Genomic DNA, 23,726 nt, shown 5'->3' on the forward strand with positions numbered 1-23,726 from the left:
GATGTCGCGTCGGCGACTGCGGTGGGGAGGAAGGGGTGGAGCATGCGGAGCCCGCGCGGTGCGCGCGAGGTCATCTCCGCGCCAATGCTCTCAGATCGCGGGAGATGTCGTGGACGGCCGCGGCGATCTCCTGAGCGACGCGGACGTGCGTGCTCTCGCTGCGGCCGATCGGGTCGTCGATGTCGTCGCCGTCGCCGCGCGGTGCCCGCCCGCGATTGGTCGCCGCGAGGCGGACCACGGCGCGCAGCCGGGCGGCCGGATCCTCGATGTCGGGGATCGGCACCTCGGCGAGGACGAAGGGCAGCACGCGGGCGAACTCGCGGAGGGTGAAGCCGCGCAGCAGGAGCGGCGGGTGGCGGCGCGACGCGTCGACGAGGTGGTCGCGGGTCATGGCGAGCATGAGGTCCGCCTCGCCCGCCGTGGCCTCCGTCAGCTTCGCGCTGAGGTGGCCGGTGGTGTCGCCGCCGAGCTCGGCCGAGAGCCGGGCCGAGGTCGGCTCCATCGGGTAGCCGTCGCGGGTCTGGACCCCCGCGCTGCGGAAGGCGAGCAGCGGCGCGCCTGCCGTCCCGGTCAGGTCGCCCAGCTCGGCGCGCAGCAGCTGCTCCGCCATCGGCGAGCGGCAGATGTTGCCGGTGCAGACGGCGAGGACCGTGAAGACCGGAGCGGTCGAGGCCGCCGCCGTCTCACCGGGCCGCCAGCCGCGCCGGGCGCGTCGCTGTCCGTCGTCCCCCGGGAACGTCATCCCCGGCCGCTCAGACCGCGGACCCGGCCGGTGCCGGCGCGGTCTCGGCCGCGCCGTCCGGGCGGGCGCCCGTCTTCTGCGAGCCGTAGTAGCTCGTGTAGTAGTAGCCGTAGCCGCGACCGACCTGGCCGCGCGGGGGCACGCGGTTGAGGATGACGCCCAGGGTGTGGCCGCTCACCCGCTCGAGGTTCTGGATCGCCTTGCCGAGCTCGTCCGTCGTGGTCCGGCCGGCCGAGATGACGACGAGGGCGCCGTCGGTGCGGGCCGTGAGGATCGCGCCGTCGGTGACGGGCAGCAGCGGCGGGGCGTCGACGAGGACGATCGCCTCGCGCGCGATCTCGTGCAGGAGGATGTCCATCCCGTTCGAGCCGAGCAGCTCGCTGGGGTTCGGCGGGATCGAGCCCGCGCCGAGGATCCAGAGGTTGCCGGAGGGGCCCCACGGCTGGAGCACGTCCTGCAGCTCGGCCTTGCCGATCAGGAGGTCGGTGAGGCCGACGCCGGGGACGAGGCCGAAGGACTTGGCGACGGTGGGCTTGCGGAGGTCGCCGTCGACGACGACGGTGCGCTGGCCGGAGGCGGCGAGCGTGACGGCGAGGTTCGCGGTCACGGTCGACTTGCCGTCCGAGGGCAGCGGGCTGGTCACGACGATGATGCGCGGCGGGCTGTCGACGTTCATGAACTGGAGGTTGGTGCGCAGCTCGCGCAGCGCCTCGGCGAGCGCGTGCTTGCCGTCGGACTTCACGTAGTCCGTCGTGTCCGCCTCGGGCACGATGCGGTTGGTCTCGTTCAGGCGCTTGTCGACCGGCAGCGTGCCGACCACGGGCAGGTCGAACAGGCGCTCGACCATCTCGGCGGTGCGGATCCGGCGGTCGAGGGTGTTGCGCACGAAGGCGTAGACGAGGCCGAGCACGAGGCCGGCCAGCGCGCCGACGCCGAGCACCAGGCGCACGTTCGGGAACTCCGGCGAGGACGGCAGGGCCGCCGACTGCACGCCGGAGAGGCTGACGGTGTCGCCCGCGCCGGACTCCTGGTTCACCTGCTGGATGCGCACGGCGAGCGCGTCGACCCAGGCGTCGGCCAGGGTGCGCGCGCCCTCGGGGGTCGACGCCGTGGCCCGGACGTTCAGGATCGGCGACTGCCCGTCGGGCGTCACCTCGACCGCAGTGATCAGCGACGCCGCGGAGACGTCGAGACCGAGGTTCTGGATGACGATCTCGGCGACGTTGCGCGACTCCGCGATCGGCACGTAGGTGAGGGTGCTCGACTTCGCGACGGAGTCCGCGATCTGGCGGAGGTAGATCGCCTGGCTGGGGTCTCCCCCGGCGTCGGCGACGGCCGCGGAGACGAGTCCCTGCGCCTCGGCCGCGTACCGCGGCTTCTGGGTCAGCGACCAGCCGTAGGCGACGAGGACGCCGAGGAGCACGGCTGCGACGAGCGCGATCCAGTGATCGCGAAGAAGCCGGAGGACGTCTCTAAGTTCCACAGTGTCAAGTTCCTTCACTGGTTCGACCCGATCGGCGAGTGCCGGGCACGGGCTTCAGAATTCTTGCACGCCGGTGTATCGGCGCCGTTTCGGGGCGGATCAGGCGTGCACCCCATCCGGGGTGTGCCGGAGCGGAGCGGCGCTCGCGATCACGCCGAGACCGCGCAGCTCGTCGACGGCGGCGGACACGGTGCCGACGGCGTCGACGCCCTCCGGCGGTGCGCCGAGCTCGGCCAGGACCGCGGCGACGAGGGCCGGCGTCTCGACGCCCTCCTCGGCCGCGCGCCAGATCGTCGGGCCGATCCCCGCCAGGCGGATCACCGTGTTCTCGCGGAAGACGAGGACCTCGCCGCTGGGCAGCAGGAGCGCGTCGTCGACGGGGGCGCGGCGGACGGACGCACCGGAGTCCGCGTCCGCCTCGATCGGCAGGGGCTCGACCTCCTGCCACACCGGCGGCGCCGGCGCGGCCGGGGCGGTGAGCAGGCCGCCGATCAGATCGACGACCCCCTCGGCCTCGGAGTAGATCAGTCGATTCACGCCACCGACCGCGGTGAGGGTGCGGACCAGGGCGGACAGCGACCGCGGCCGCGCCGAGAGATAGGAGGTCTGCGGCACCAGGTCGTCGAGTGCCTCCGCCGGATCGACGGGCTCGAGCCGAGGCTCCTCGACGCCCTCGCGGCGGTCGAGCAGCACGACGCCGGCCAGCACGAGCGGCGCCACCGGGAGGGGGCGGAGGCCCAGGTCCTCCGGGGCGAGCTGCGCCTTCGGCACGCCGGGGGTCGGTGACTTCACCGACAGCGGCTTCGGATAGCGCAGCACAGTCCCCTCGGCGGTCACGGCGACCGTCTCGTCGGTGACGTAGCCGAAGCGCGCGCCCAGCACCCGCGAGGCGGTCGTCTTGCCGGTGCCGGAGGCGGCCACCAGAGCGAGGACGCGGCCGTCGTCGCCGGCGATCCCGCAGGCGTGCAGCATCAGCAGGTCGTTCCGCCGCGCACCGATCGCCTCGAGCGTGAGCACGGAGGTCAGCGACTCCTCGAGCTGCGCCGCCGACCGCGCTCGGACGCGGACGTCACCGGTGGTCGTGTCCGACCCGCCGATGTCTGCGGAGATCAGCCGGGCGCCGGCCGCCTCAGCGGCTGCGCAGGAGCGCCAGCTGCTCCGGATCCGCGCCACGTCCTCGTCGGACAGGCCGGAGCCGAACTCGACGCGGAAGGGGACCTCGAGGATCTCGAGCGCCATGCTCCGCGGCGAGGTGTCGTCCGCGCCCGTCAATACGCTCCGTCCCTCGCCAGGACCGCGCGCGCGGTCTTGAAGAGGATGACGATGTCGCCGGTCATCGACCAGTTCTCGACGTAGTAGAGGTCGAGGCGGACGGTGTCCTCCCACGAGAGGTTGGAGCGGCCGCTGACCTGCCAGAGACCGGTGATGCCGGGCTTCATCAGGAAGCGGCGGTGCACGTGCTCCTCGTACTGCTCGACCTCGCGGGCCAGCGGCGGCCGGGGACCGATCAGCGACATGTCGCCGCGGAAGACGTTGAGGAACTGGGGCAGCTCGTCGAGGCTGAAGCGGCGCAGCACGGTGCCGACCTTGGTGACCCGGGGGTCCTTGGCCATCTTGAACAGGATGCTGTTGCCCTCGTCGCGCTGCTGCGCCGCGAGCTCGGCCAGGCGCGCCTCGGCGTCCACGACCATCGAGCGGAACTTCAGCATCTCGAAGGTCGAGCCGTTCAGTCCGATGCGCTCCTGGCGGAACAGGATCGGGCCGGGGCTGGTCGTCTTCACCAGGACGGCGACGACGATGAGGACGGGCGCGCTGAGGATGATCAGCATGGTCGATGCGGCGATGTCGAAGAGCCGCTTGGCGAAGCGCTGGCGGCCGTCGAAGCGCGGGGTCTCGACGTGGATCAGCGGGAGGCCGGCGACCGGGCGGGTGTGGATGCGCGGGCCGCCGATGTCGGTGAGGCTCGGCGCCACGACCAGGTGCTCGCGACCGGGCTCGAGGGTCCAGCTGAGCTCGCGGATCCGCTGGGGTGCGAGCTCGTCGGAGCTCGTGACGACCACGGTGTCGGCGCCGGTGGCGTCCATCACGGCGCGGACGCCGTCGATCCCGGAGAAGCCGTGCAGCGAGAGGCCGGAGAGCTCCGGCTCGGAGCCGAGCGCCTCCGCGCCGCCCACCGAGGTGGAGACCGCGCCGACCAGCTTGTAGCCGGCCTCGGTGCCGCGGCGGAGCTCGCGCGCCGTGTGCAGCACGCTCGCGCGCGAGCCGAGCAGGACGACCTGGCTGGAGAACCGGCCGACCTTGCGCTGGCGGGTGAGCCACGAGCGCCAGACGAGGCGGCCGACGCAGATCAGCAGGATCCCGGCGGGGAACGCCGTGATGATGTAGCCGCGCGCCAGCAGGATCTGCAGCAGATAGGCGATGATCGCGACGATTCCGAACAGCCAGATCGAGGCGTCGACGATCCGCCGGTACTCGACGTAGCCGGTGCCGACGATCCGGCGGTCGCGCGTGTCGAAGACCTGCAGCGCGAGGAGCCAGCCGATGGAGAGGACCACCGACACCCAGGTGTAGCTGACGGCGATGTCGACGGGGTTGTTGAACCCGACGTCGGAGTTGAGGTCGAGGTCGAACCAGAACAGCTGCGTGCCGAAGACCGAGAGGAGGATCGCGGCCACATCGGTGACGAGGAGGCGCCGACGGTAGTCCTGCTCCCAGGACGGACGGCGCTTGGGCGGAGCGTCCTGTGTCGCCATCGGACCCCCCGGCCTCGCGTGCTGCTTCGGAAGGCCTGCGTGCGTTTCCGGTGATGTCACGCCCGCAAGGCTACCCACTTCCCTGTTTCGGATGGGTCACGCGGGATGAGCCCTGCTCGACACGGCTAGCCGCGCAGGCGGCCGCGGCTCTCCTGGAGGTAGCAGGAACCGCAGAGCGATTCGTAGGTCACCTCGGCGCCGTCGATGGCGACCTGATCGCCGTCGAAGACGAATCGACCGTCCACCACCCGACCGTTGAAGATCGCCTTCCGGCCGCAGCGGCAGATCGTCTTCAGCTCCTCGAGGCTGTGCGCGATCTCGAGGAGCCGCCTGCTTCCGGGGAAAGCGGCGGTCCGGAAGTCGGTGCGGATGCCGTACGCGAGGACGGGCACGTTCTCGAGGATGGCGATCCGGAGCAGATCGTCGACGTGCGACTCGGGCAGGAACTGCGCCTCGTCGACGAGCAGCGCGCTGACGTCGCGGGCCGTCTCGGCGAGCACCCGCGCCCGCGCCGCGGAGAAGACGGCGACCGGATCGCCGTCCGGCTCGAACAGGATGTCCACCGGACGGGTCACGCCGAGCCGGGACACGATGAGCTCGTCGCCCTTCGTGTCGACCGCGGGCTTGGCGAGCAGGACCCGGTGCCCGCGCTCCTCGTAGTTGAACGCGGCCTGCAGGAGCGAGGTGCTCTTGCCGCTGTTCATCGCTCCGTAGCGGAAGTAGAGCTTCGCCATCGGTTCCCGTCTCTGCTCGGTCGCGGGCGGGGCCCGCGGGCTGCGCTCGGCGGGGTCGGCGCCGAGATGGTCGTGGTGGTGGTGCTGGTGCCGGTGGTCGTCGTGGCGGTCGTGCGTCCGAGCGTCACTCGAGGAAGCCGTCCTCGGCGGCGCGGCGGATGAGATCGGCCCGCCTGCTCGCCGGGCGGCCGACCTTGACGTACTTCTGCCGCACCCGCCGGAGGTAGGTCTTCGCCGTCTCGAACTGCACGTTCATCCGCGCGGCGACCTCGGGAGTGCTCGCACCGGCCACGTAGAGCCGCAGCGCCTCCAGCTCCCCCGCGCTCAGCCGGGGCCGCTGCTGAGCCGCGACGCCGATCGGGAGCGGGCGCCACTGCGACGCGGAGCCCGCGGTCGAGCGCATCGCCATCGCTGAGCGGGCGGCCTCCATCACGTCCTGCATCGACTGCGCCTTGGTCAGGTGCCGCGCGGCTCCGGCCCGCAGCGAGCGCTCGCGGATCTCCTCGTCCTCGTGCTCGGCGAGCACGATCACGGTCGCCCCGGCGGCGCGGCAGGTGCGGATCCGCGCCTCGATCGAGATCGGCTCGCTCAGCTCGAAGTCCATCAGCACGACCTGGGTCGGGAAGACGGTGCTGGTCACCAGCTCCATCCAGGTGCCGGCGCTCACCACGAGCTCGAAGTCGGGCGCGTTCGCCGCGATCCAGCTGCTCATGCTGTCCAGGAGCAGCTCGTGGTCGTCGAGGATGCCGAGCCGGACCCGTCGGGTCTCCTCCTCGGAGGCCCGGGGCTCTGCCACTCGGGGCTCCGCGGCCCGGGTGGAGGAGCCGGACGCCGGCTCACCGGGGCGAGGGAGCATGCGACGATCCTAGTCGCGGGCTCGGGGACGCCCGCGGCGGGGTCAGAACAGCGTCGGCTGGCCGACTCCGGGCAGCACCGAGGCGCCGTCCTCGCCGAGCTCCCGGAGGATCAGGCCGCCGTTCCGCAGGCCGCCGTGCGGGGTTCCGGGGGTCGCCGTGCCGTCGTGCGAGCGGCCGCCCTCTCCGCCGAGGGTCCGGAGCATGCCGAGCGACGCGAGCCGCGACTCCCCGCGCGCCGTCGGACCGAGTGCCGAGGAGCGCATCGAGCCGGTCGCCGGGTCGGCCTCCCCCTCCTCCAGCCGGTGATCGCGCATCAGCGGCCGGATCCGCGCGGACAGCCAGCGGCGGTACTCGACCGGCGCGTAGGCGGAGCGACCGGGATACAGCGAGCGGTAGCGGTCGAGCAGCTCGGGATGCTCCTGGGCGAGCCACTGCAGGAACCACTCCTTCACCCCGGGCTTGAGGTAGAGGGTCGAGTACATGATCGTGCTCGCCCCCGCCTCGCGGCAGGCTCGGAGCGAGGCGTCGAGGTGCGCGCGGGTGTCGGTGAGGAACGGCAGGATCGGCATCAGGAAGACCGAGCACTCGAAGCCCGCCTCCCGCGCCGCCGTCACGGTCGCCAGCCGGGCCGCGGCCGTCGGCGCGCCCGGCTCGATCGAGCGCTGCAGGTCCTCGTCGAAGACGGCGATCGAGACGCCGAGGTCGACGGGGACGTGCTCGGCGGCCTCGCGCAGCAGCGGCAGGTCGCGCCGGAGCAGCGACCCCTTGGTCAGGATCGAGATCGGCGTGCCCGAGGCGGCGAGCGCGGCGATGATGCCGGGCATCAGCCGGTAGCGGCCCTCCGCCCGCTGGTACGGGTCGGTGTTCGTGCCGAGGGCGACGGGATGGCGCTCCCAGCTCGGCCGGGCGAGCTCGCGGGTCAGCACCTCGGCGACGTTGACCTTGACCACGATCTGGGAGTCGAAGTCGCGGCCGCCGTCGAACTCGAGGTACTCGTGCGTGGGCCGGGCGAAGCAGTAGGTGCAGGCGTGGGTGCAGCCGCGCATCGGGTTGATCGTCCAGCCGAACGGCATCTTCGACGACGAGTGCACCCGGTTGAGCGCCGACTTCGCCAGCACCTCGTAGAACGTGATGCCGTCGAACTCGGGGGTGCGGACGGTGCGGACGAGCTCGGTGAGCTTGACCAGGCCCGGGAGCGCGGCGTCGTCCGCTGCGCCGATCGCCTGCCCGCTCCACCTCATGCGTCCATTAGAACACGTGTTCGAATGCTTCGGTGGAGCGGCGGTCCTTTGCTGGTCGAGTAGCCGCGCAGCGGCGTATCGAGACCCCCGTCACCCGCACGGCGGCCTCACGCCACCGCTGCTCAGACCGTGGCGCGGAGGTCGAGCGCCTCGGCGGTCGCGGCGACGGTGCGCTCCGCGGTCTCCGGGGCGTCGTTGAGCGTCGAGCCGTAGCTCGGCACGAGCGAGCGGATCCGCGGCTCCCAGGCCTTCATCCGGTCGGGGAAGCAGCGCTTCACGACATCGAGCATGATCGGCACCGCCGTGGAGGCGCCCGGCGAGGCGCCGAGCAGACCGGCGATCGTGCCGTCGGCGCCCGTGATGACCTCCGTGCCGAACTGCAGCACGCCGCCCTTCTTCTCGTCCTTCTTCATCACCTGGACGCGCTGGCCGGCGGTGATGAGGTACCAGTCCTCGGAGCGGGCGGTGGGCAGGAACTCGCGGAGCGCCTTCATCTTCTTGCCGCGACCAGCGACCACCTCGCCGATCAGGTACTTCATCAGGTCGAGGTTGTCGCGGGCGACCGCGAGCATCGGGCCGATGTTGTGCGGGCGGATCGAGAGCGGCAGGTCGAGCCAGGAGCCGCGCTTGAGGAACTTGGGGGTGAAGCCGGCGTACGGACCGAACAGCAGCGAGGCCTGACCGTCGACGACGCGGGTGTCGAGGTGCGGCACCGACATCGGCGGGGCGCCGACCGCGGCCTTGCCGTAGACCTTCGCCTGGTGCCGGGCGACGATCGCCGGGTCGTCGGTCCGGAGGAACTGGCCCGAGATGGGGAAGCCGCCGAAGCCCTTGATCTCGGGGATGCCCGACTTCTGCAGCAGGTGCAGCGCCCCGCCGCCGGCGCCGACGAAGACGAAGCGGGCGACGACCTTCTTGGGCGTGCCGCCGACCTTCTGCTTGAGGTCGAGGCGCCAGGTGCCGTCCTTCTGCCGGGTGATGCCGGTGACCTCGTGGCCGGTGTCGAGGGTGCCGCCGTTCGCGACGACGTGGTCGAAGAGCTGGTGGGTGAGCGCGCCGAAGTCGACGTCGGTGCCGGCCGGGATGCGCGTCGCGGCGTACGGGCCACCGCCCGCGGGGCGCTGCTCCATCAGCAGCGGCGCCCACTCGTGAATGGTCTTCGTGCTCTCGGTGAACTCCATGCCGGCGAAGAGCGGCTGGTCCTTCAGGGCCTCGTAGCGCTTGCGGAGGTACTCGACGTTCGCCTCGCCGTGCACGAAGGTCATGTGCGGGGCGGAGTTGATGAAGCTCGAGGGCTCGCGGATGTCGCCGGCCTCGACGAGGCTCGACCAGAACTGGCGCGAGATCTGGAACTGCTCGTTGATCTGGATCGCCTTGGCCGGGTCGACGGAGCCGTCCGCGGCCTCGGGCATGTAGTTCAGCTCGCAGAGGGCGGCGTGGCCCGTGCCCGCGTTGTTCCAGGGGTTCGACGACTCCTGCGCCACATCGCCCAGGCGCTCGTACCCCGCGATGGTCCAGTCGGGCTGGAGCTTGGTGAGGAGGGCACCGAGGGTGGCACTCATGATGCCCCCGCCGATGAGGGCGACGTCGACCGGTTCCGAGGAGTTCACGAGAGTCGAGTTTACCGTCGCGTGTCGCGCCGCAGGCGGGCCCAGGCCCCGCTCCCCCATCAAATTGACGGCTTTTCCCGTCGGGCCGGGGCGGCGGGGCCCTGCGCACGTGGGTCTCGATACGCCGCTCCGCGGCTACTCGACCAGCATGCCTGCGCCGCTCGCGTCCGTCGCGACCGACCGAGCACCCGCGCACTCATGCTGATCGAGTAGCCCTCGCAGAGGGCGTATCGAGATCCACCGTCGCAGAGACGCCGGCCTGCAGACGTAGGTCTCGATACGCCGCTGCGCGGCTACTCGACCAGCATGCGTCGCCGCTCCGCGGCTACTCGACCAGCATGGAGGCGCCGCTCGCGTCCGTCGCGACCGACCGAGCAGCCCGAGGCTTCATGCTGATCGAGCAGCCCTCGCAGAGGGCGCATCGAGATCCACCGTCGCAGAGACGCCGGCCTGCTCGGCCGGCGCGGATCAGCCGACCGGCTGCTTCGCCGCGATCAGCTCCGCGATCTGCACGGCGTTGAGCGCCGCGCCCTTCCGGAGGTTGTCGTTGCTGATGAAGAGCGCGAGACCGCGGCCCTCGGGCGCACCCTCGTCCGCGCGGATGCGGCCCACGTAGCTCGGGTCGCTTCCGGCGGCCTCGAGCGGCGTCGGCACCTCGCGCAGCGCGACTCCGGGGGCGTCGGCGAGCAGCTCGCGGGCGCGCTCGGGGCTGAGCGCCGACGAGAACTCGGCGTTGATCGAGAGCGAGTGCCCCGTGAAGACCGGCACGCGGACGCAGGTGCCCGAGACCAGCAGGCCGGGGAGCTCGAGGATCTTGCGGCTCTCGTTGCGGAGCTTCTTCTCCTCGTCCGTCTCGTTCAGGCCGTCCTCGACGAGGCTGCCCGCGAACGGGATGACGTCGAACGCGATCGGCGCGACGTACTTGTCCGGCGCGGGGAAGTCGACCGCCGAGCCGTCGTGCACGAGGTCGAGCAGGTGCTCGTCGGCGACGGCCGCGCGGACCTGGCCGGCGAGCTCGTTCGCTCCCGCGAGTCCGCTGCCCGAGACCGCCTGGTAGGTGCTGACGATCAGGCGGGTGAGCCCGGCCTCGCGGTCGAGGACCTTGAGGATCGGCATCGCGGCCATCGTCGTGCAGTTCGGGTTGGCGATGATGCCCTTCACGGCCTGCTCGATCGCGTGCGGGTTCACCTCGCTGACGACCAGCGGCACCTCGGGGTCCATCCGCCAGGCGCTGGAGTTGTCGATGACCACGGCGCCCGCGGCGGCGAAGCGAGGTGCCTGCGTGCGCGACCCCGTCGCTCCGGCCGAGAACAGCGCGATGTCCAGACCCGAGGGGTCGGCGGTCTCGGTGTCCTCGACGACGATGTCCTCGCCGCGGAACGGCAGGGTCGTGCCCGCCGAGCGGGCCGTCGCGAAGAAGCGGATCGACGCGATGGGGAACTCGCGCTCCTCGAGCAGGCGGCGCATGACCGCGCCGACCTGGCCGGTGGCTCCGACGACTCCGACGTGGAGGGGGGTGCTGCTCATGCTGGGCTCTTTCGTCCGGTGCCGCTCGCGGGAGGAGCGGCACGAGGGGTGCGGGGTGCGGCGCCTCGGCGGGCGCGCTCTGCGGAGACGGTACCCGACGCCGGAGGAGGCGGCGGGGCCGGTGGGCGCGATCGGCGGGATCGCGAAGGCGTTCGGCGGTCAGCGACCGGTGCCGGCGTAGACGACGGCCTCGTCCTCGGCGTCGAGGCCGAAGGCGGTGTGCACGACGCGGAGGGCGTCGTTGACCGTGTCGGCGCGGGTGACGACCGAGATGCGGATCTCGCTGGTGGAGATCATCTCGATGTTGATCCCCGCCTCGTAGAGCGAGCGGAAGAGCTTGGCCGAGACGCCCGCGTTGGTGCGCATGCCGGCGCCGACGAGCGCGAGCTTCGCGATCTGGTCGTCGTACTGCAGCGACTCGAAGCCGACCTCGTCCTTCTCGGCGTTCAGCGCCGTCAGGACCGTCTGGCCGTCGGCCTTGGGCAGCGTGAAGGAGATGTCGGTGCGCCCGGTCGCCGCGGCGGAGACGTTCTGCACGATCATGTCGATGTTCGAGCCGGTCTTCGCGACGATCGTGAAGATCTGCGCGGCCTTGCCCGGGATGTCGGGCACGCCGACGACGGTGATCTTGGCCTCGTTCAGATCGGCGGCGACTCCGGCGATGATCGGCTCTTCCACGGGCTGTCCATTCTTCTCGGTGCTTCCGGGGGCGTCCTCGCCGGGCACGGCGTTGTAGACGATGGTGCCCTCGTTGGGGCTGAACGACGAGCGCACGTGGAGGGTGACGCCGTGGCGGCGGGCGAACTCGACGGCGCGGATGTGCAGGACCTTCGCGCCGGCGGCGGCGAGCTCGAGCATCTCCTCGCTGGAGATGCGGTCGAGCTTGCGGGCCTTCTTGACCACGCGCGGGTCGGCGGTGAAGACGCCGTCGACGTCGGTGTAGATCTCGCAGGTGTCGGCGCCGAGACCGGCGGCCAGGGCCACCGCGGTGGTGTCGGAGCCGCCGCGGCCGAGAGTGGTGATGTCCTTGGTGTCGCGGTTGAAGCCCTGGAAGCCGGCGACGATGACGACCGCGTTCTCGTCGAGGGCGGCGCGCAGGCGCACCGGGGTGATGTCGACGATGCGGGCGGCGCCGTGCTGGGCGTCCGTGATCATGCCGGCCTGGCTGCCGGTGAAGGAGCGGGCGTCGTAGCCCATGCTCTTGATCGCCATCGCGAGCAGCGCCATCGAGATCCGCTCGCCCGAGGAGAGCAGCATGTCGAGCTCCCGCGGCGCCGGGATGGGCGTGACCTGGTGGGCCAGCTCGAGCAGGTCGTCGGTCGTGTCGCCCATCGCGGAGACGGCGACGACCACGTCGTTGCCCGCCTGCTTCGTGGCGACGATGCGCTTCGCGACCCGCTTGATGCTCTCCGCGTCGGCGACGGAGGACCCGCCGAACTTCTGGACGATCAGGCTCACGCGCTACTCCCGGGTCAGTGGCTCGGGCCGTGGCGACCCGACGCAGGAGTCTACCGGCGAGCGCATGCGCGAGGGGTCATGTTGCGTCGACCGGTCGGATGCGCTGCACGCCCGGGCTCGCGGCGCCGTTCCGCCGGCACGCGGAACCCGCTCCGGCTCGCGAGAACCGGCCGATCCGACGAGCCCGAACAGGATTCACGAGGCGGAGGTCCGAGTCCCGCAGCTCCGGCAGTGCACCACCTGCCTTCGGCACGCGAAATCGGCCTCGGCGCGCAGGAACCCGCTGATCCGACGAGCCGGAGCAGGATTCACGAGCCGAACACCCGAGTCCCGTAGCTTCGGCACGCGAAATCGGCCTCGGCACGCCGGAACCCGCTGATTCCACGAGCCGGAGCAGAATCCACGAGCCGAATATCCGACTCCCCCACGTTCGGCACGCGAAATCGGCTCCGGCACGCAGGAACCCGCTTATTCCGCGAGCCGGAGCGGAATTCACGAGCCGAACATCCCAGCCACCTAGCTTCGGCACGCGAAATCGGCCTCGGCACGCCGGAACCCGCTGATTCCACGAGCCGGAGCAGAATCCACGAGCCGAACATCCGAGTCACCTAGCTTCGGCACGCGAAATCGGCCTCGGAGCGCAGGAACTCGCTGATCCGACGAGCCGGAGCAGGATTCACGAGCCGAACACCCGAGTCCCGTAGGTTCGGCACGCGAAACCGGCCTCGGCACGCCGGAAACCGCCGATTCCACGAGCCGGAGCAGGATTCACGAGCCGAACATCCGATTCCCGCACGTTCGGCACGCGAAATCGGCCTCGGCACGCGGGAACCCGCTTATTCCGCGAGCCGGAGTGGAATTCACGAGCCGAACATCCCCGTCAGCCAACTTCGGCACGCGAACGTGGCGCGGGCGAGCGGTGGGGCGGGGGTCAGTTCTCGACGAGGCGGCGGCCCTCGAAGGCGCGGCCGAGGGTGATCTCGTCGGCGTACTCGAGGTCGCCGCCGACGGGGAGGCCGGAGGCGAGGCGGGTGATCCGGATGCCGAGGGTGCTCAGCATGCGGGAGAGGTAGGTCGCGGTGGCCTCGCCCTCGAGGTTGGGGTCGGTCGCGATGATGACCTCCTGCACCTCGCCGTCGGCGAGGCGCTGCAGCAGCTGGCGGATGCGGAGCTGGTCGGGGCCGATGCCGTCGATCGGGCTGATGGCGCCGCCGAGCACGTGGTACAGACCGCGGAACTCGCGGGTGCGCTCGATGGCGGGGACGTCCTTCGCCTCCTCGACCACGCAGATGACGGCGCGGCTGCGGCGCGGGTCGCGGCAGATGCCGCAGGTCGCCTCCTCGGCGACGTTGCCGCAGATGTCGCAGAAGTGCACGCGGTTGCGCAGCTCGAGCAGGATCTCGGCGAGGCGGGTGACGTCGAACGTCTCGGTCTGCAGGATGTGGAACGCGATGCGCTGGGCCGACTTCGGGCCGATGCCGGGGAGCCGGCCGAGCTCGTCGATCAGCTCCTGGACGATGCCTTCGTACATGCGGTCGCCTCCTCTCGGGATGCGGGGTGGGTGGAGCGGTGCGCGGTGACGGGGAGAGCCGGGGCGGCACCGGCAGTGACGGAGTGAGCGGAGTCGGGGTGCGCGGCCGTCATGCGCCCGTCACCCGGGGACCGCGCGGGACGTGCGGCTGCTCCTCGATGAACTGGGCGCCGAGGATCTCGCGGACGACCGCCTCGCCGTAGCGCTGCCGGCCGTCGGCCGTCGCCGAGCGGGTGGTGCGGGTCACCGGGCGCGCCGGGGGCTCGCGTCGCACAGGGGCGGGCGCGGGCGCGGCCTCGACCGGGGCGGCGGGAGTCGGCTCACCGGGCGGGGCGACCGTCGCCCAGGAATCGGGCATCGGCGGCTCGACCGGGGGCATGTCCTCCTCCGGCGGCTCCTCGTCGAACGGGGGCTCGTCGTCCGAGGGACCCGCGGCGGGGCGGCCGGAGGCGGCGGGACGCGCCGGCGGCTCCTGGGCGGGGGCGGCCGGAGCGGAGCGCGGGGACGGCGCGAGGACGGGCACGTCCGAGGGCTCGGGAGCGACGACCGCCTCGATCGCGGGCTCGGCCGCGACCTCGGCGGGGGCCGGGTCGGCGGGGATGGCGACCGTCGCCCACTCGTCGGGGTCGCTGGGCGCGGCGGCGGCGGGCGCGGGCTCCGCGCTGGGTGCGGGAGCGGGCGCCTCCGCGGCGGCGCGCTCGGCCTCCGGTGCGGTCGCGCGGGGCTCGACGCGGGCGATGTACTTCACCCGCAGGCCGAGGACCTGCTGGATCGCCTGGCGGAGGTGCTCGCTCACGCCGGGCTGGCCCGCGCTGCCGGCCATCTTGAAGGAGTCGACGTCGTTCTGGCTCGGGAAGGAGAGGGTGAGGACGTCGTCCTTCAGCGCCCGGACCTGCGCGGTGTACGCGACGAGCCAGGCGGTCATCCGCGCCTTCTGCACGACCTCGAGGATCTCGGGCCAGCTGTCCTTCATCCGCTGGAGCGTGACGCCGCCGGGCTCCTCGGCGGCCGTCGGGTGGGCGGCGGCCGCCGACGCGGGCGCGGCGTCGGCGGGTGCCGGCTGCTCCGCGGCCTCGGCGTGTGCGGCCGAGACGACCGGCGCCTCGACGCGGGGCGCCGCCGCGATCGTCTCCGGTACCGATTCGGGGGTCGCCGCCCGCGACGGGAGGTGCGGCTCGAGCCCGCGGGCCTCGGCCGACCTCGAGTCGGCGGGACGGGACTCGGCAGGACGGGGCTCTGCCGGTCGCGGCTCGGCAGCACGAGGCTCGGCACCACGAGGCTCAGCAGCACGAGGCTCAGCCGCACGCGACTCAGCGCCGCGCGACTCAGCACCCGGACGCGCCCGCACCGGGGCGTCCTGCGCGCCGGACGGCGCCGGGACCACGACGGACGCCGGAGCGGCCGCCGTGCCCGCGCCGTGCACGAGCGTGCGCGCGATCATCAGCTCGAGGTGGAGGCGCGGCGAGGTCGCGCCCGTCATCTCGGTGAGCGCGTCGTTGACGATGTCGGCGATGCGCGAGAGCTCGCCGAGGCCGAGCGCGCGCGACTGGCCGGCCATCCGGTCGAGCTCGTCCTGGGAGACGCCGCGCAGGACCGCGGACGCCGCGCCGCCGGTGGCGGCCACGACGATGAGGTCGCGCAGCTTCTCGAGCAGGTCCTCGACGAAGCGGCGCGGGTCCTGGCCGGTCTGGATGACGCGGTCGACCGCGCCGAACGCCTCGGCGGAGTCGTGCTCGGCGAGCGCGTCGACCACCTCGTCGAGGAGGGCGCCGTGCGTGTAGCCGAGCAGCGCGACCGCGCGCTCGTACTCGACGGTCTCGTCCTCCGAGCCGGCCATCAGCTGGTCGAGGAGGGACAGGGTGTCGCGGACGGAGCCGCCGCCCGCGCGGACGACCAGCGGGAGCACGCCCGCGGCGACGCCCACCTTCTCGCGCTCGCAGAGCTCCTGCGTGTAGTCGAGCATCTGCGCGGGCGGGACCAGCCGGAACGGGTAGTGGTGGGTGCGCGAGCGGATCGTGCCGATGACCTTGTCGGGCTCGGTCGTCGCGAAGATGAACTTCACGTGCTCCGGCGGCTCTTCGACGATCTTGAGCAGCGCGTTGAAGCCCTGCGGCGTGACCATGTGCGCCTCGTCGAGGATGAAGATCTTGAAGCGGTCGCGGGCGGGCGCGAAGATGGCGCGCTCGCGCAGGTCGCGCGCGTCGTCGACGCCGTTGTGGCTCGCGGCGTCGATCTCGACGACGTCGAGCGAGCCCTGGCCGTCGCGGCTGAGCTCGACGCAGCTGTCGCAGACGCCGCACGGGGTGTCGGTCGGGCCCTGGGCGCAGTTGAGGCAGCGGGCGAGGATGCGCGCGGACGTGGTCTTGCCGCAGCCGCGCGGGCCGCTGAAGAGGTAGGCGTGGTTCACGCGGTTCGTCCGCAGTGCCGTCATGAGCGGATCGGTCACCTGGGACTGGCCGATCATCTCGGCGAACGTCTCGGGCCGGTACCGGCGATACAGGGCTGCTACCACTCGACAAGAGTAGCCGCGACCTCCGACACCGGACGCGGGTCGCCCGAGCCGCCGCCTCCCGTAGCCTCGAGGCCGTGACCGCCCGCCCGAGCACTCCCCCCTTCGACGCCGTCGTCCTGGCCGGCGGCCGCGGCGAGCGCCTCGGCGGCGCGGCCAAGCCGCTGCTCGAGCACGGCGGCTCGACGCTGCTCGCGCACGCCCTCGCCGCGGTCGCCGGCGCCCGCGGCGTCGTCGTCGTCGGCCCGCCCGGTCTCCGCGGGGCCGTGGGAGCCGCGCGCCTCGTCCGCGAGGAGCCCGCGTTCGGCGGGCCGGTCGCCGCCCTCGCCGCGGCGCTCCCCCTCCTCGAGCGCGAGGACGCACCGGAGCGGCAGGACGCGGAGCAGCAGGCCGCACCGGAGTGGATCGCCGTCCTCGCCGCGGACCTCGTCGCTCCCGCTCCCGCGCTCGACCGGCTGCGGACGGCGGCGGGCGACGCCGACCCCTCGACCGACGTCCTGCTCGCCGTCGACGAGGACGGCCGCGCGCAGTTCCTACTCGGCCTGCACCGCCGGTCCTCCCTGGCGGCGGCGCTCCGACGGCTCCCGGAGGTGGACGGCGCGTCGGTCCGCGCGCTCCTCGCCGGGCTCGCCGTCCGCCTCGTCGAGGTCCCGGCCGGATCGTCGGCGGACGTCGACGACCGCGCCGACGCGCTCCGCCACGGCATCGTCGTGCCGGGCGCAGAATGAACGCGTGACCGACGAGACGAACGCCGCCCCGCCCACCCCGCCCGCCCGCGACGACACCGCCGCCCTGCTCGCCGCGTGGTGGGACGAGCTCGCCGCCGCCCTCGGGCTCGCGGACGTGCCGATCGACCGCGACGCGCTGCTCTCGCTCGCGGGTGACGCGGCCCACGGAGTGGTGCGGCCCGCGGCTCCGCTGACGACGTTCCTCGCCGGCTACGCGGCCGGACTGCAGGGCGGCGACCGGGCGGCGCTCGACGCGGCGGTGCGGACGTCGCTCGAGACGATCCGCATGCGTACGCACAGATCCTGAGACGCTACTCCCCTCTCCTCGATCCGGCACCAGGGTGCGGGCGTACGGTTCGCTCGAGCCCCGACGCCGCGGCCTCCTCCCGGACGACCACGGCGCGGCTCCCGCGGACGCTCACGCACCCGCGGTCACCCACGTGAAGGAGAACCGCATGTCAGGCAACAGAGCCGTCGCCTACAAGAGCCCCGGTGTCGTCGAGGTCATCGACATCGACTACCCGACCTTCGAGCTGAAGGACGGACCGGGCGTGAACCCGGCGAACATCGGCAGGAAGCTGCCGCACGGCGCGATCCTCCGCACCGTCTCGACCAACATCTGCGGCTCGGACCAGCACATGGTCCGCGGCCGCACGACCGCCCCGGCCGACCTGGTCCTCGGCCACGAGATCACCGGCGAGGTCGTCGAGGTGGGCCCGGACGTCGAGTTCGTCAAGGTCGGCGACATCGTCTCGGTCCCGTTCAACATCGCCTGCGGCCGCTGTCGCAACTGCAAGGAGCGCAAGACCGGCATCTGCCTCAACGTGAACCCCGACCGCCCGGGCAGCGCCTACGGCTACGTCGACATGGGCGGCTGGGTCGGCGGCCAGGCCGAGTACGTGATGGTCCCCTACGCCGACTGGAACCTGCTCGTCTTCCCCGACCGCGACCAGGCGCTCGAGAAGATCCTCGACCTCACGATGCTCTCCGACATCTTCCCGACCGGCTTCCACGGCGCGGTCACCGCGGGCGTCGGCGTCGGCTCGACCGTCTACGTCGCCGGAGCCGGACCCGTCGGACTCGCCGCGGCGGTCGGCGCGCAGCTGCTCGGCGCCGCCGTCGTGATCGTCGCGGACCTCAACGAGGAGCGGCTCGCGCAGGCGCGCTCGTTCGGCTGCGAGACCGTCGACGTCTCGAAGGGCGATCCGGCCGGTCAGATCGAGCAGATCCTCGGCGTGCCCGAGGTCGACTGCGGCGTCGACGCGGTCGGCTTCGAGGCGCACGGCAACGGCGCGGACTCGCACCAGGAGGCTCCGGCCACCGTGCTGAACTCGCTGATGTCGATCACCGCGGCGGGCGGCGCCCTCGGCATCCCCGGGCTCTACGTCACCGGCGACCCGGGCGGAGTGGACGAGGCGGCCCAGGAGGGCTCGCTGTCGATCCGCCTCGGCCTGGGCTGGGCGAAGTCGCTGTCCTTCACTACCGGCCAGTGCCCGGTGATGAAGTACAACCGCTCGCTGATGATGGCGATCCTGCACGACAAGGTGCAGATCGCGAAGGCGGTGCAGGCCACGGCCATCTCGCTGGACGAGGCACCGCAGGGCTACGCCGACTTCGACAAGGGCGCCGCGAAGAAGTTCGTGCTGAACCCCAACGGGTACCTCGGCTGATCCCGTCGACGGCGCCGGGTCCGCGGATCCGGCGCCGTCCCCCTGGGTGGTCCGCCGCGACCAGAATGGACGGATGAGCGAGACGGACTGGGAGGGCGCCCGCGCGCGGATCGCGGCGGCCGTCGTCCCGGGACCGCTCGCGACGCTCCCGCTGCTCGAGGCGGCGGGCTGCGTCACGGCGACGGCCGCGCTCGCGCCGCGGCCGCTGCCGCACTACGCCTCCTCCGCGATGGACGGCTGGGCCGTGCGCGGGGCGTCGCCCTGGCGGCTCGGGCGGGGCATCGCCGAGACGATCGTCACCGGCGGGGCGGTCCCGGAGTGGTGCGAGGCGGTCCTGCCCAGCGAGCGCGGTCTGGTCGACGGAGACGTGCTCTCCTCGGAGTACCCGCTGCCGCTCGGGCGGCACATCCGCCGCGCGGGCGACGAGGCGCCGGCCGGCACGGCGCTGGTCGATGCCGGCGTGCGCCTGCGTCCGGCGCATCTCGCGCTGCTGGCGATCGCGGGCTTCGACGAGCTCGCCGTGCGCCGACCCGCGAGCGTCGACCTCTTCTTCACCGGCGACGAGGTCGACCCCGCGGGGCTGCCCGCTGTCGGCCGCGTCCGGGACGCGTTCACGCCGCTGCTGCCGCCGCTCGTCGAGCGCTGCGGCGGGGCGATCGGAGCGACGACCCGGCTCCTGGACGACGACGAGGCGGTCGCGGCGGCGCTGCTCGCGAGCACGGCGCCGCTGCGGGTCACGACGGGCGGCACCGGTCGGTCGCGGGCGGATGCGGTGCGCCGGGCGCTCGGGCTCGCCGGGGCGGCGCTCCTCGTCGACGGCGTGGCGATGCGGCCGGGGCATCCGACGATCGTCGCCGCGCTGCCGGACGGCGCGGTGGTCGCGGCGCTGCCGGGGAATCCTCTCGCGGCGTTCCTCGCGGCGCTGTCGTTCCTGCCGCCCGCGCTCGACGCGGCGGGCGGGGCGGCCGCGGCGCGGCTGCGCCGGGGAGTGCTCGGCGAGGCTCTCGGGCGAGCCGGGACGACCGCGCTGGTGCCGGTCGTCGAGCAGGACGGCCGCTGGCGGGCGGTGCACGGGATCCGCTCGCACATGCTCTCGGGGCTCACCGTGGCGGAGGCGGTCGCGGTCGTCCCCGCGGGCGGCGCCGACGCGGGCGACGAGGTGCGGCTGCTCGACCTGCCCTGGTGAGCGGAGTCTGCAGGCGCGGGTCTCGATACGCCGCTGCGCGGCTACTCGACCAGCATGCAGGGCGCCGCTGCGCGGCTACTCGACCACCACGATGGGCGCGGCTGCTCGACCCAGGCGGTTCATGCTGATCGAGTAGCCCGCGGAGCGGGCGTATCGAGATCCGGTGACGTCGGCGCGAGCGTCTGCAGGCGTGGGTCTCGATACGCCGCTGCGCGGCTACTCGACCACCACGATGGGCGCGGCTGCTCGACCGGCAGGCGGTTCATGCTGATCGAGTAGCCCGCGGAGCGGGCGTATCGAGATCCGGCGACGCGCGGGTCAGGCCGCCGGCTCCAGGCGGACCACGACCGACTTCGAGGTCGGCGTGCCGCTGACCGCCGCGGTGGAGTCGAGCGGGACGAGCACGTTCGTCTCCGGGTAGTAGGCCGCGACGCAGCCGCGCGGGGTGTCGTAGGCGACCACGCGGAAGGACGGGGCCCGTCGCTCCAGGCCGTCCTCCCACTCCGAGACCAGGTCGACCATCGCTCCGTCGGCGAGGCCCTGCTCCGCGATGTCGTCCGCGTGCACGAAGACGACCCGGCGGCCGCCGTGGATGCCGCGGTAGCGGTCGTCCTTGCCGTAGATCGTGGTGTTGAACTGGTCGTGCGAGCGCAGCGTCTGTAGCAGCAGGCGCCCCTCCGGCACCCTCGGGTACTGCAGCGCGTTCGCGGTGAAGCGGGCGAGACCGGTCGCGGTGGCGAAGCGGCGCTCGTCGCGCGGCGGATGCGGGAGGACGAAGCCGCCGGGCTCGTTCACCCGGCGCTCGAAGTCCTCGAAGCCGGGGACGACCGCGGCGATGTGCCGGCGGATCAGCCGGTAGTCCTCGCGCAGCGCCGCCCAGTCGACGACGGGGGCGTTGGGCCGGTCGGTGAGCAGGCGCTCCGCGATGCCGGTGAGGATCGCCACCTCCGACTGCAGGACGGTGCTCGGCGGGGCGAGCCGCCCGCGCGAGGCGTGCACGGCGCTCATCGAGTCCTCGACGGTGACGCGCTGCTCCCCCGTCGCGCGCTTGTCCGAGTCGGTGCGGCCGAGGGTCGGCAGGATCAGCGCGCGGCGGCCGGTGACGACGTGCGAGCGGTTGAGCTTGGTCGAGACGTGCACGGTGAGCGCGAGCGAGCGCATCGCGGCCTCGGTGACGGCGGTGTCGGGGGTCGCCCGGGCGAAGTTGCCGCCGAGACCCATGAAGACGCGCGCCTTCCCGTCGCGCATGGCCCGGATCGCGGCGACCGTGTCGGTGCCGTGCTCGCGCGGCGAGGCGAAGGAGAACTCGCGGTCGAGGGCGTCGTGGAAGGAGTCCGGCATCCGCTCGAAGATGCCCATCGTGCGGTCGCCCTGGACGTTCGAGTGACCGCGGACGGGGCAGACCCCCGCGCCGGGCTTGCCGATGTTGCCGGTCAGCAGCAGCACGTTCACGACGTCCTTGAGCGTCGCGACCGAGTGCGCGTGCTGAGTGAGACCCATCGCCCAGCAGACGATGGTGCCCTCGCTGGCGGCGATCAGCTCCGCGATCCCGCGGATCCGGGCCTCGTCGATCCCGCTCGCCCGCTCGATCTCGGACCACGGGGTGCCGCGGATCTCGTCGAGGTAGCCGTCGAGGCCGTCGGTGCACTCGGCGATGAAGGCGCGGTCGAAGACCCCGCCGCGCGCCTCCTCCGCGTCGAGGAGCGCCTTGCCGAAGCCCTGGAAGAGCGCCTGGTCGCCGCCGAGCCGCACCTGGAGGAAGTGGTCGGCGAGCGCCGTGCCGCCGCCGATCATCCCGCGGACCGTCTGCGGGTTCTCGAAGCGCAGCAGGCCGGCCTCGGGCAGCGGGTTGATCGCGACGATGGTGCCGCCCGCGCGCTTCGCCCGCTCGAGCGCGGTCAGCATCCGCGGGTGGTTCGTGCCCGGGTTCTGGCCGGCGACGATCAGCAGCGGTGCCCGCTCGACGTCGCGGAGGCTGACCGAGCCCTTGCCGATGCCGATCGTCTCGGTGAGGGCGGAGCCGCTGGACTCGTGGCACATGTTCGAGCAGTCGGGGAGGTTGTTCGTGCCGAAGCCGCGGACCAGCAGCTGGTAGACGAACGCGGCCTCGTTCGAGGTGCGGCCGGAGGTGTAGAAGATCGCCTCGTCCGGGTCGGCGCAGGCGCGCAGCTCCTCCGCGACCAGGTCGAGCGCCTCGTCCCAGCCGACCGGGCGGTAGTGCGTCGCGCCCTCGTCCAGGAGCATCGGCTCGGTGAGGCGGCCCTGCTGGCCGAGCTGGTAGTCGTCCCAGCCCTCGAGCTCGATGAGCGGGTGCGCCGCGAAGAAGTCGGCGGTGACGGTGCGGAGCGTCGCCTCCTCGGCGACCGCCTTCGCGCCGTTCTCGCAGAACTCTGCGACATGCCGCTTGTCGGCCTCGGGCCAGGCGCAGCCCGGGCAGTCGAAGCCGGTCTTCTGGTTGACCCGGAGGAGCGTCTCGGCGCTGCGCAGCGGTCCCATCTGCTTCAGCGAGATCTGGAGCGCGTGCGCGACGCCGGGAATGCCGACCGCCCGCCGCTTCGGAGCGCCGACCGTGACGGCGCTCTCGTCGATCGGGTTCTCGCGGGCTTCGGCGTCATCGACCATTCCTGCATGGTACGTCGGGGAGCGGGTGGGAGGATGAGCGCCTGCCGTCCGGGCTCTCAGGTCGCGGGGCGGCGCGCCGCCAGCGTCGAGGAGGACCCCATGAGCCGTGCCGTCGCCCGGACCCGTCTGATCGCCGTCCGCGCCGGGGAGCCGACCCGCCGCCGCGAGGACGTGCTCGCCGTCGAGGAGCCGCTGGAGATCCGCGTGGGCGGGCGGCGCTTCAGCGTCACCATGCGCACGCCGGGCGAGGACTTCGATCTGGTCGCCGGGTTCCTGGTGTCGGAGAGCGTGCTCACCTCGGCCGATCAGCTCGCGGCGATGCGCTACTGCGCGAGCGGGTCCGGGCCGGGCGAGAACACCTACAACGTGATCGATGCGAGCGTGCGCGGGGGCCGCGCGGAGGTGCTGCTCGAGCGGGAGCGCTCCGTGTACACGTCCAGCTCGTGCGGGGTGTGCGGGCTGGCGTCGCTCGAAGCGGTCGCGACGGAGTCGGCGTGGAGCGTCGCGGAGGATCCGCTGCGGGTCTCGCACGAGCTGGTGGTGTCGCTGCCGGACCGGCTGCGGGAGGCGCAGGCGGTGTTCGAGCGGACCGGCGGCCTGCACGCGGCCGGGCTGTTCGACGCGGACGGCGCGCTGCTGGCGCTGCGGGAGGACGTGGGGCGGCACAACGCGGTCGACAAGGTCGTCGGCTGGGGGCTGCGGGAGGGACGGCTGCCGCTGCGCGGGTCGCTGCTGCAGGTCTCGGGCCGCGCCTCCTTCGAGCTCGTGCAGAAGGCCGTGATGGCGGGCATCCCCCTGCTCGCCGCGGTCGGCGCCCCGTCGTCCCTCGCCGTCGACCTCGCGCGCGATTCCGGCCTCACCCTGATCGGCTTCAGCCGCAACGCGGGCTTCAACGTCTACGCGGGCGACGCCCGCCTCGCCGACTGACGCCGCCGCCTCCGCTTCACCCGGCTCGCGCACCGCGCGGCCCGTCCAACCCGACCTCGACCGAGGCGGGTCTCGATACGCCGCGTCCCGCGGCTACTCGACCGACATAAGACGGGCACTGCCACCCCACCCCCTGCCAGCCCGCCGC

18 protein-coding genes are annotated in these 23,726 nt (G+C 72.8%); 5 read left to right on the plus strand and 13 right to left on the minus strand.

The annotated features are described in order from the left end of the window. Window positions 1-70 precede the first annotated feature (70 nt). The 12 genes from HQQ82_RS16985 to HQQ82_RS17040 all read right to left on the minus strand — a co-directional run bounded on the left by HQQ82_RS16985 (window position 71) and on the right by HQQ82_RS17040 (window position 16,448). Window positions 71-742, minus strand: coding sequence for a hypothetical protein (locus tag HQQ82_RS16985; RefSeq protein ID WP_173235228.1), 672 nt, complete (start codon window positions 740-742; stop codon window positions 71-73). A gap of 10 nt (window positions 743-752) precedes the next feature. Continuing rightward, window positions 753-2,243, minus strand: coding sequence for a polysaccharide biosynthesis tyrosine autokinase (locus HQQ82_RS20675; protein ID WP_173235229.1), 1,491 nt, complete (start codon window positions 2,241-2,243; stop codon window positions 753-755). An 81-nt stretch (window positions 2,244-2,324) separates the two neighbouring features. Then, window positions 2,325-3,497, minus strand: coding sequence for a hypothetical protein (locus tag HQQ82_RS16995; RefSeq protein WP_173235230.1), 1,173 nt, complete (start codon window positions 3,495-3,497; stop codon window positions 2,325-2,327). Beyond that, window positions 3,494-4,978 carry a sugar transferase gene (locus HQQ82_RS17000; RefSeq protein WP_173235231.1) on the minus strand — a complete coding sequence of 495 codons (1,485 nt, stop codon included), beginning with the start codon at window positions 4,976-4,978 and terminating at the stop codon, window positions 3,494-3,496. Before HQQ82_RS17000 ends, HQQ82_RS16995 begins: the two co-directional genes overlap by 4 nt. Before the next feature lie 125 nt (window positions 4,979-5,103). Then, window positions 5,104-5,712, minus strand: a complete 609-nt coding sequence (locus HQQ82_RS17005; RefSeq protein WP_173235232.1) for a thymidine kinase — start codon at window positions 5,710-5,712, stop codon at window positions 5,104-5,106. 124 nt (window positions 5,713-5,836) lie between these two features. Further along, window positions 5,837-6,508 carry a response regulator transcription factor gene (locus HQQ82_RS17010; RefSeq protein WP_173235233.1) on the minus strand — a complete coding sequence of 224 codons (672 nt, stop codon included), beginning with the start codon at window positions 6,506-6,508 and terminating at the stop codon, window positions 5,837-5,839. Between the two features lie 102 nt (window positions 6,509-6,610). Then, window positions 6,611-7,810 (minus strand): Rv2578c family radical SAM protein, encoded by a 1,200-nt coding sequence (locus HQQ82_RS17015; protein ID WP_173235234.1) that lies wholly within the window; start codon window positions 7,808-7,810, stop codon window positions 6,611-6,613. A 122-nt stretch (window positions 7,811-7,932) separates the two neighbouring features. Then, complete coding sequence (locus HQQ82_RS17020; RefSeq protein ID WP_173235235.1) at window positions 7,933-9,480, minus strand: malate:quinone oxidoreductase; 1,548 nt, start codon at window positions 9,478-9,480, stop codon at window positions 7,933-7,935. A 408-nt stretch (window positions 9,481-9,888) separates the two neighbouring features. Beyond that, window positions 9,889-10,947, minus strand: a complete 1,059-nt coding sequence (locus HQQ82_RS17025) for an aspartate-semialdehyde dehydrogenase (RefSeq protein WP_173235236.1) — start codon at window positions 10,945-10,947, stop codon at window positions 9,889-9,891. Window positions 10,948-11,106: 159 nt separating this feature from the next. Further along, on the minus strand, window positions 11,107-12,405 hold the full coding sequence (locus HQQ82_RS17030; protein ID WP_123447701.1) for an aspartate kinase: 1,299 nt from the start codon (window positions 12,403-12,405) through the stop codon (window positions 11,107-11,109). Between the two features lie 931 nt (window positions 12,406-13,336). After that, complete coding sequence (recR, locus tag HQQ82_RS17035; protein WP_123447702.1) at window positions 13,337-13,936, minus strand: recombination mediator RecR; 600 nt, start codon at window positions 13,934-13,936, stop codon at window positions 13,337-13,339. A gap of 109 nt (window positions 13,937-14,045) precedes the next feature. Next, window positions 14,046-16,448 (minus strand): DNA polymerase III subunit gamma and tau, encoded by a 2,403-nt coding sequence (locus tag HQQ82_RS17040; protein ID WP_173235237.1) that lies wholly within the window; start codon window positions 16,446-16,448, stop codon window positions 14,046-14,048. Between the two features lie 74 nt (window positions 16,449-16,522). Between HQQ82_RS17040 and HQQ82_RS17045 the strand changes: the two genes are divergently transcribed. From HQQ82_RS17045 to HQQ82_RS17060, 4 genes are all read left to right on the plus strand, one after another. Beyond that, the gene (locus HQQ82_RS17045; protein WP_173235238.1) at window positions 16,523-17,173 is read left to right on the plus strand and encodes an NTP transferase domain-containing protein; all 651 of its coding nucleotides are present in this window, start codon (window positions 16,523-16,525) and stop codon (window positions 17,171-17,173) included. Between the two features lie 4 nt (window positions 17,174-17,177). Beyond that, a complete protein-coding gene (locus HQQ82_RS17050) occupies window positions 17,178-17,480 on the plus strand; it encodes a DUF6457 domain-containing protein (protein ID WP_367947989.1) in 303 nt (100 codons plus the stop codon). A 148-nt stretch (window positions 17,481-17,628) separates the two neighbouring features. After that, on the plus strand, window positions 17,629-18,843 hold the full coding sequence (fdhA, locus tag HQQ82_RS17055) for a formaldehyde dehydrogenase, glutathione-independent (protein ID WP_173235239.1): 1,215 nt from the start codon (window positions 17,629-17,631) through the stop codon (window positions 18,841-18,843). Window positions 18,844-18,916: 73 nt separating this feature from the next. After that, window positions 18,917-20,029, plus strand: a complete 1,113-nt coding sequence (locus tag HQQ82_RS17060) for a molybdopterin-binding protein (protein WP_173235240.1) — start codon at window positions 18,917-18,919, stop codon at window positions 20,027-20,029. 318 nt (window positions 20,030-20,347) lie between these two features. On the opposite strand, the gene HQQ82_RS17065 is transcribed toward HQQ82_RS17060, so the two are convergent. Next, window positions 20,348-22,651, minus strand: a complete 2,304-nt coding sequence (locus tag HQQ82_RS17065) for an FdhF/YdeP family oxidoreductase (RefSeq protein ID WP_173235241.1) — start codon at window positions 22,649-22,651, stop codon at window positions 20,348-20,350. Between the two features lie 99 nt (window positions 22,652-22,750). On the opposite strand from HQQ82_RS17065, the gene fdhD reads away from it, so the two are divergent. Continuing rightward, window positions 22,751-23,578, plus strand: a complete 828-nt coding sequence (gene fdhD, locus HQQ82_RS17070; protein ID WP_173235242.1) for a formate dehydrogenase accessory sulfurtransferase FdhD — start codon at window positions 22,751-22,753, stop codon at window positions 23,576-23,578. Window positions 23,579-23,726: the final 148 nt, after the last annotated feature.

Source organism: Rathayibacter sp. VKM Ac-2856 (assembly GCF_013205055.1).
Classification (GTDB): Bacteria; Actinomycetota; Actinomycetes; order Actinomycetales; family Microbacteriaceae; genus Rathayibacter.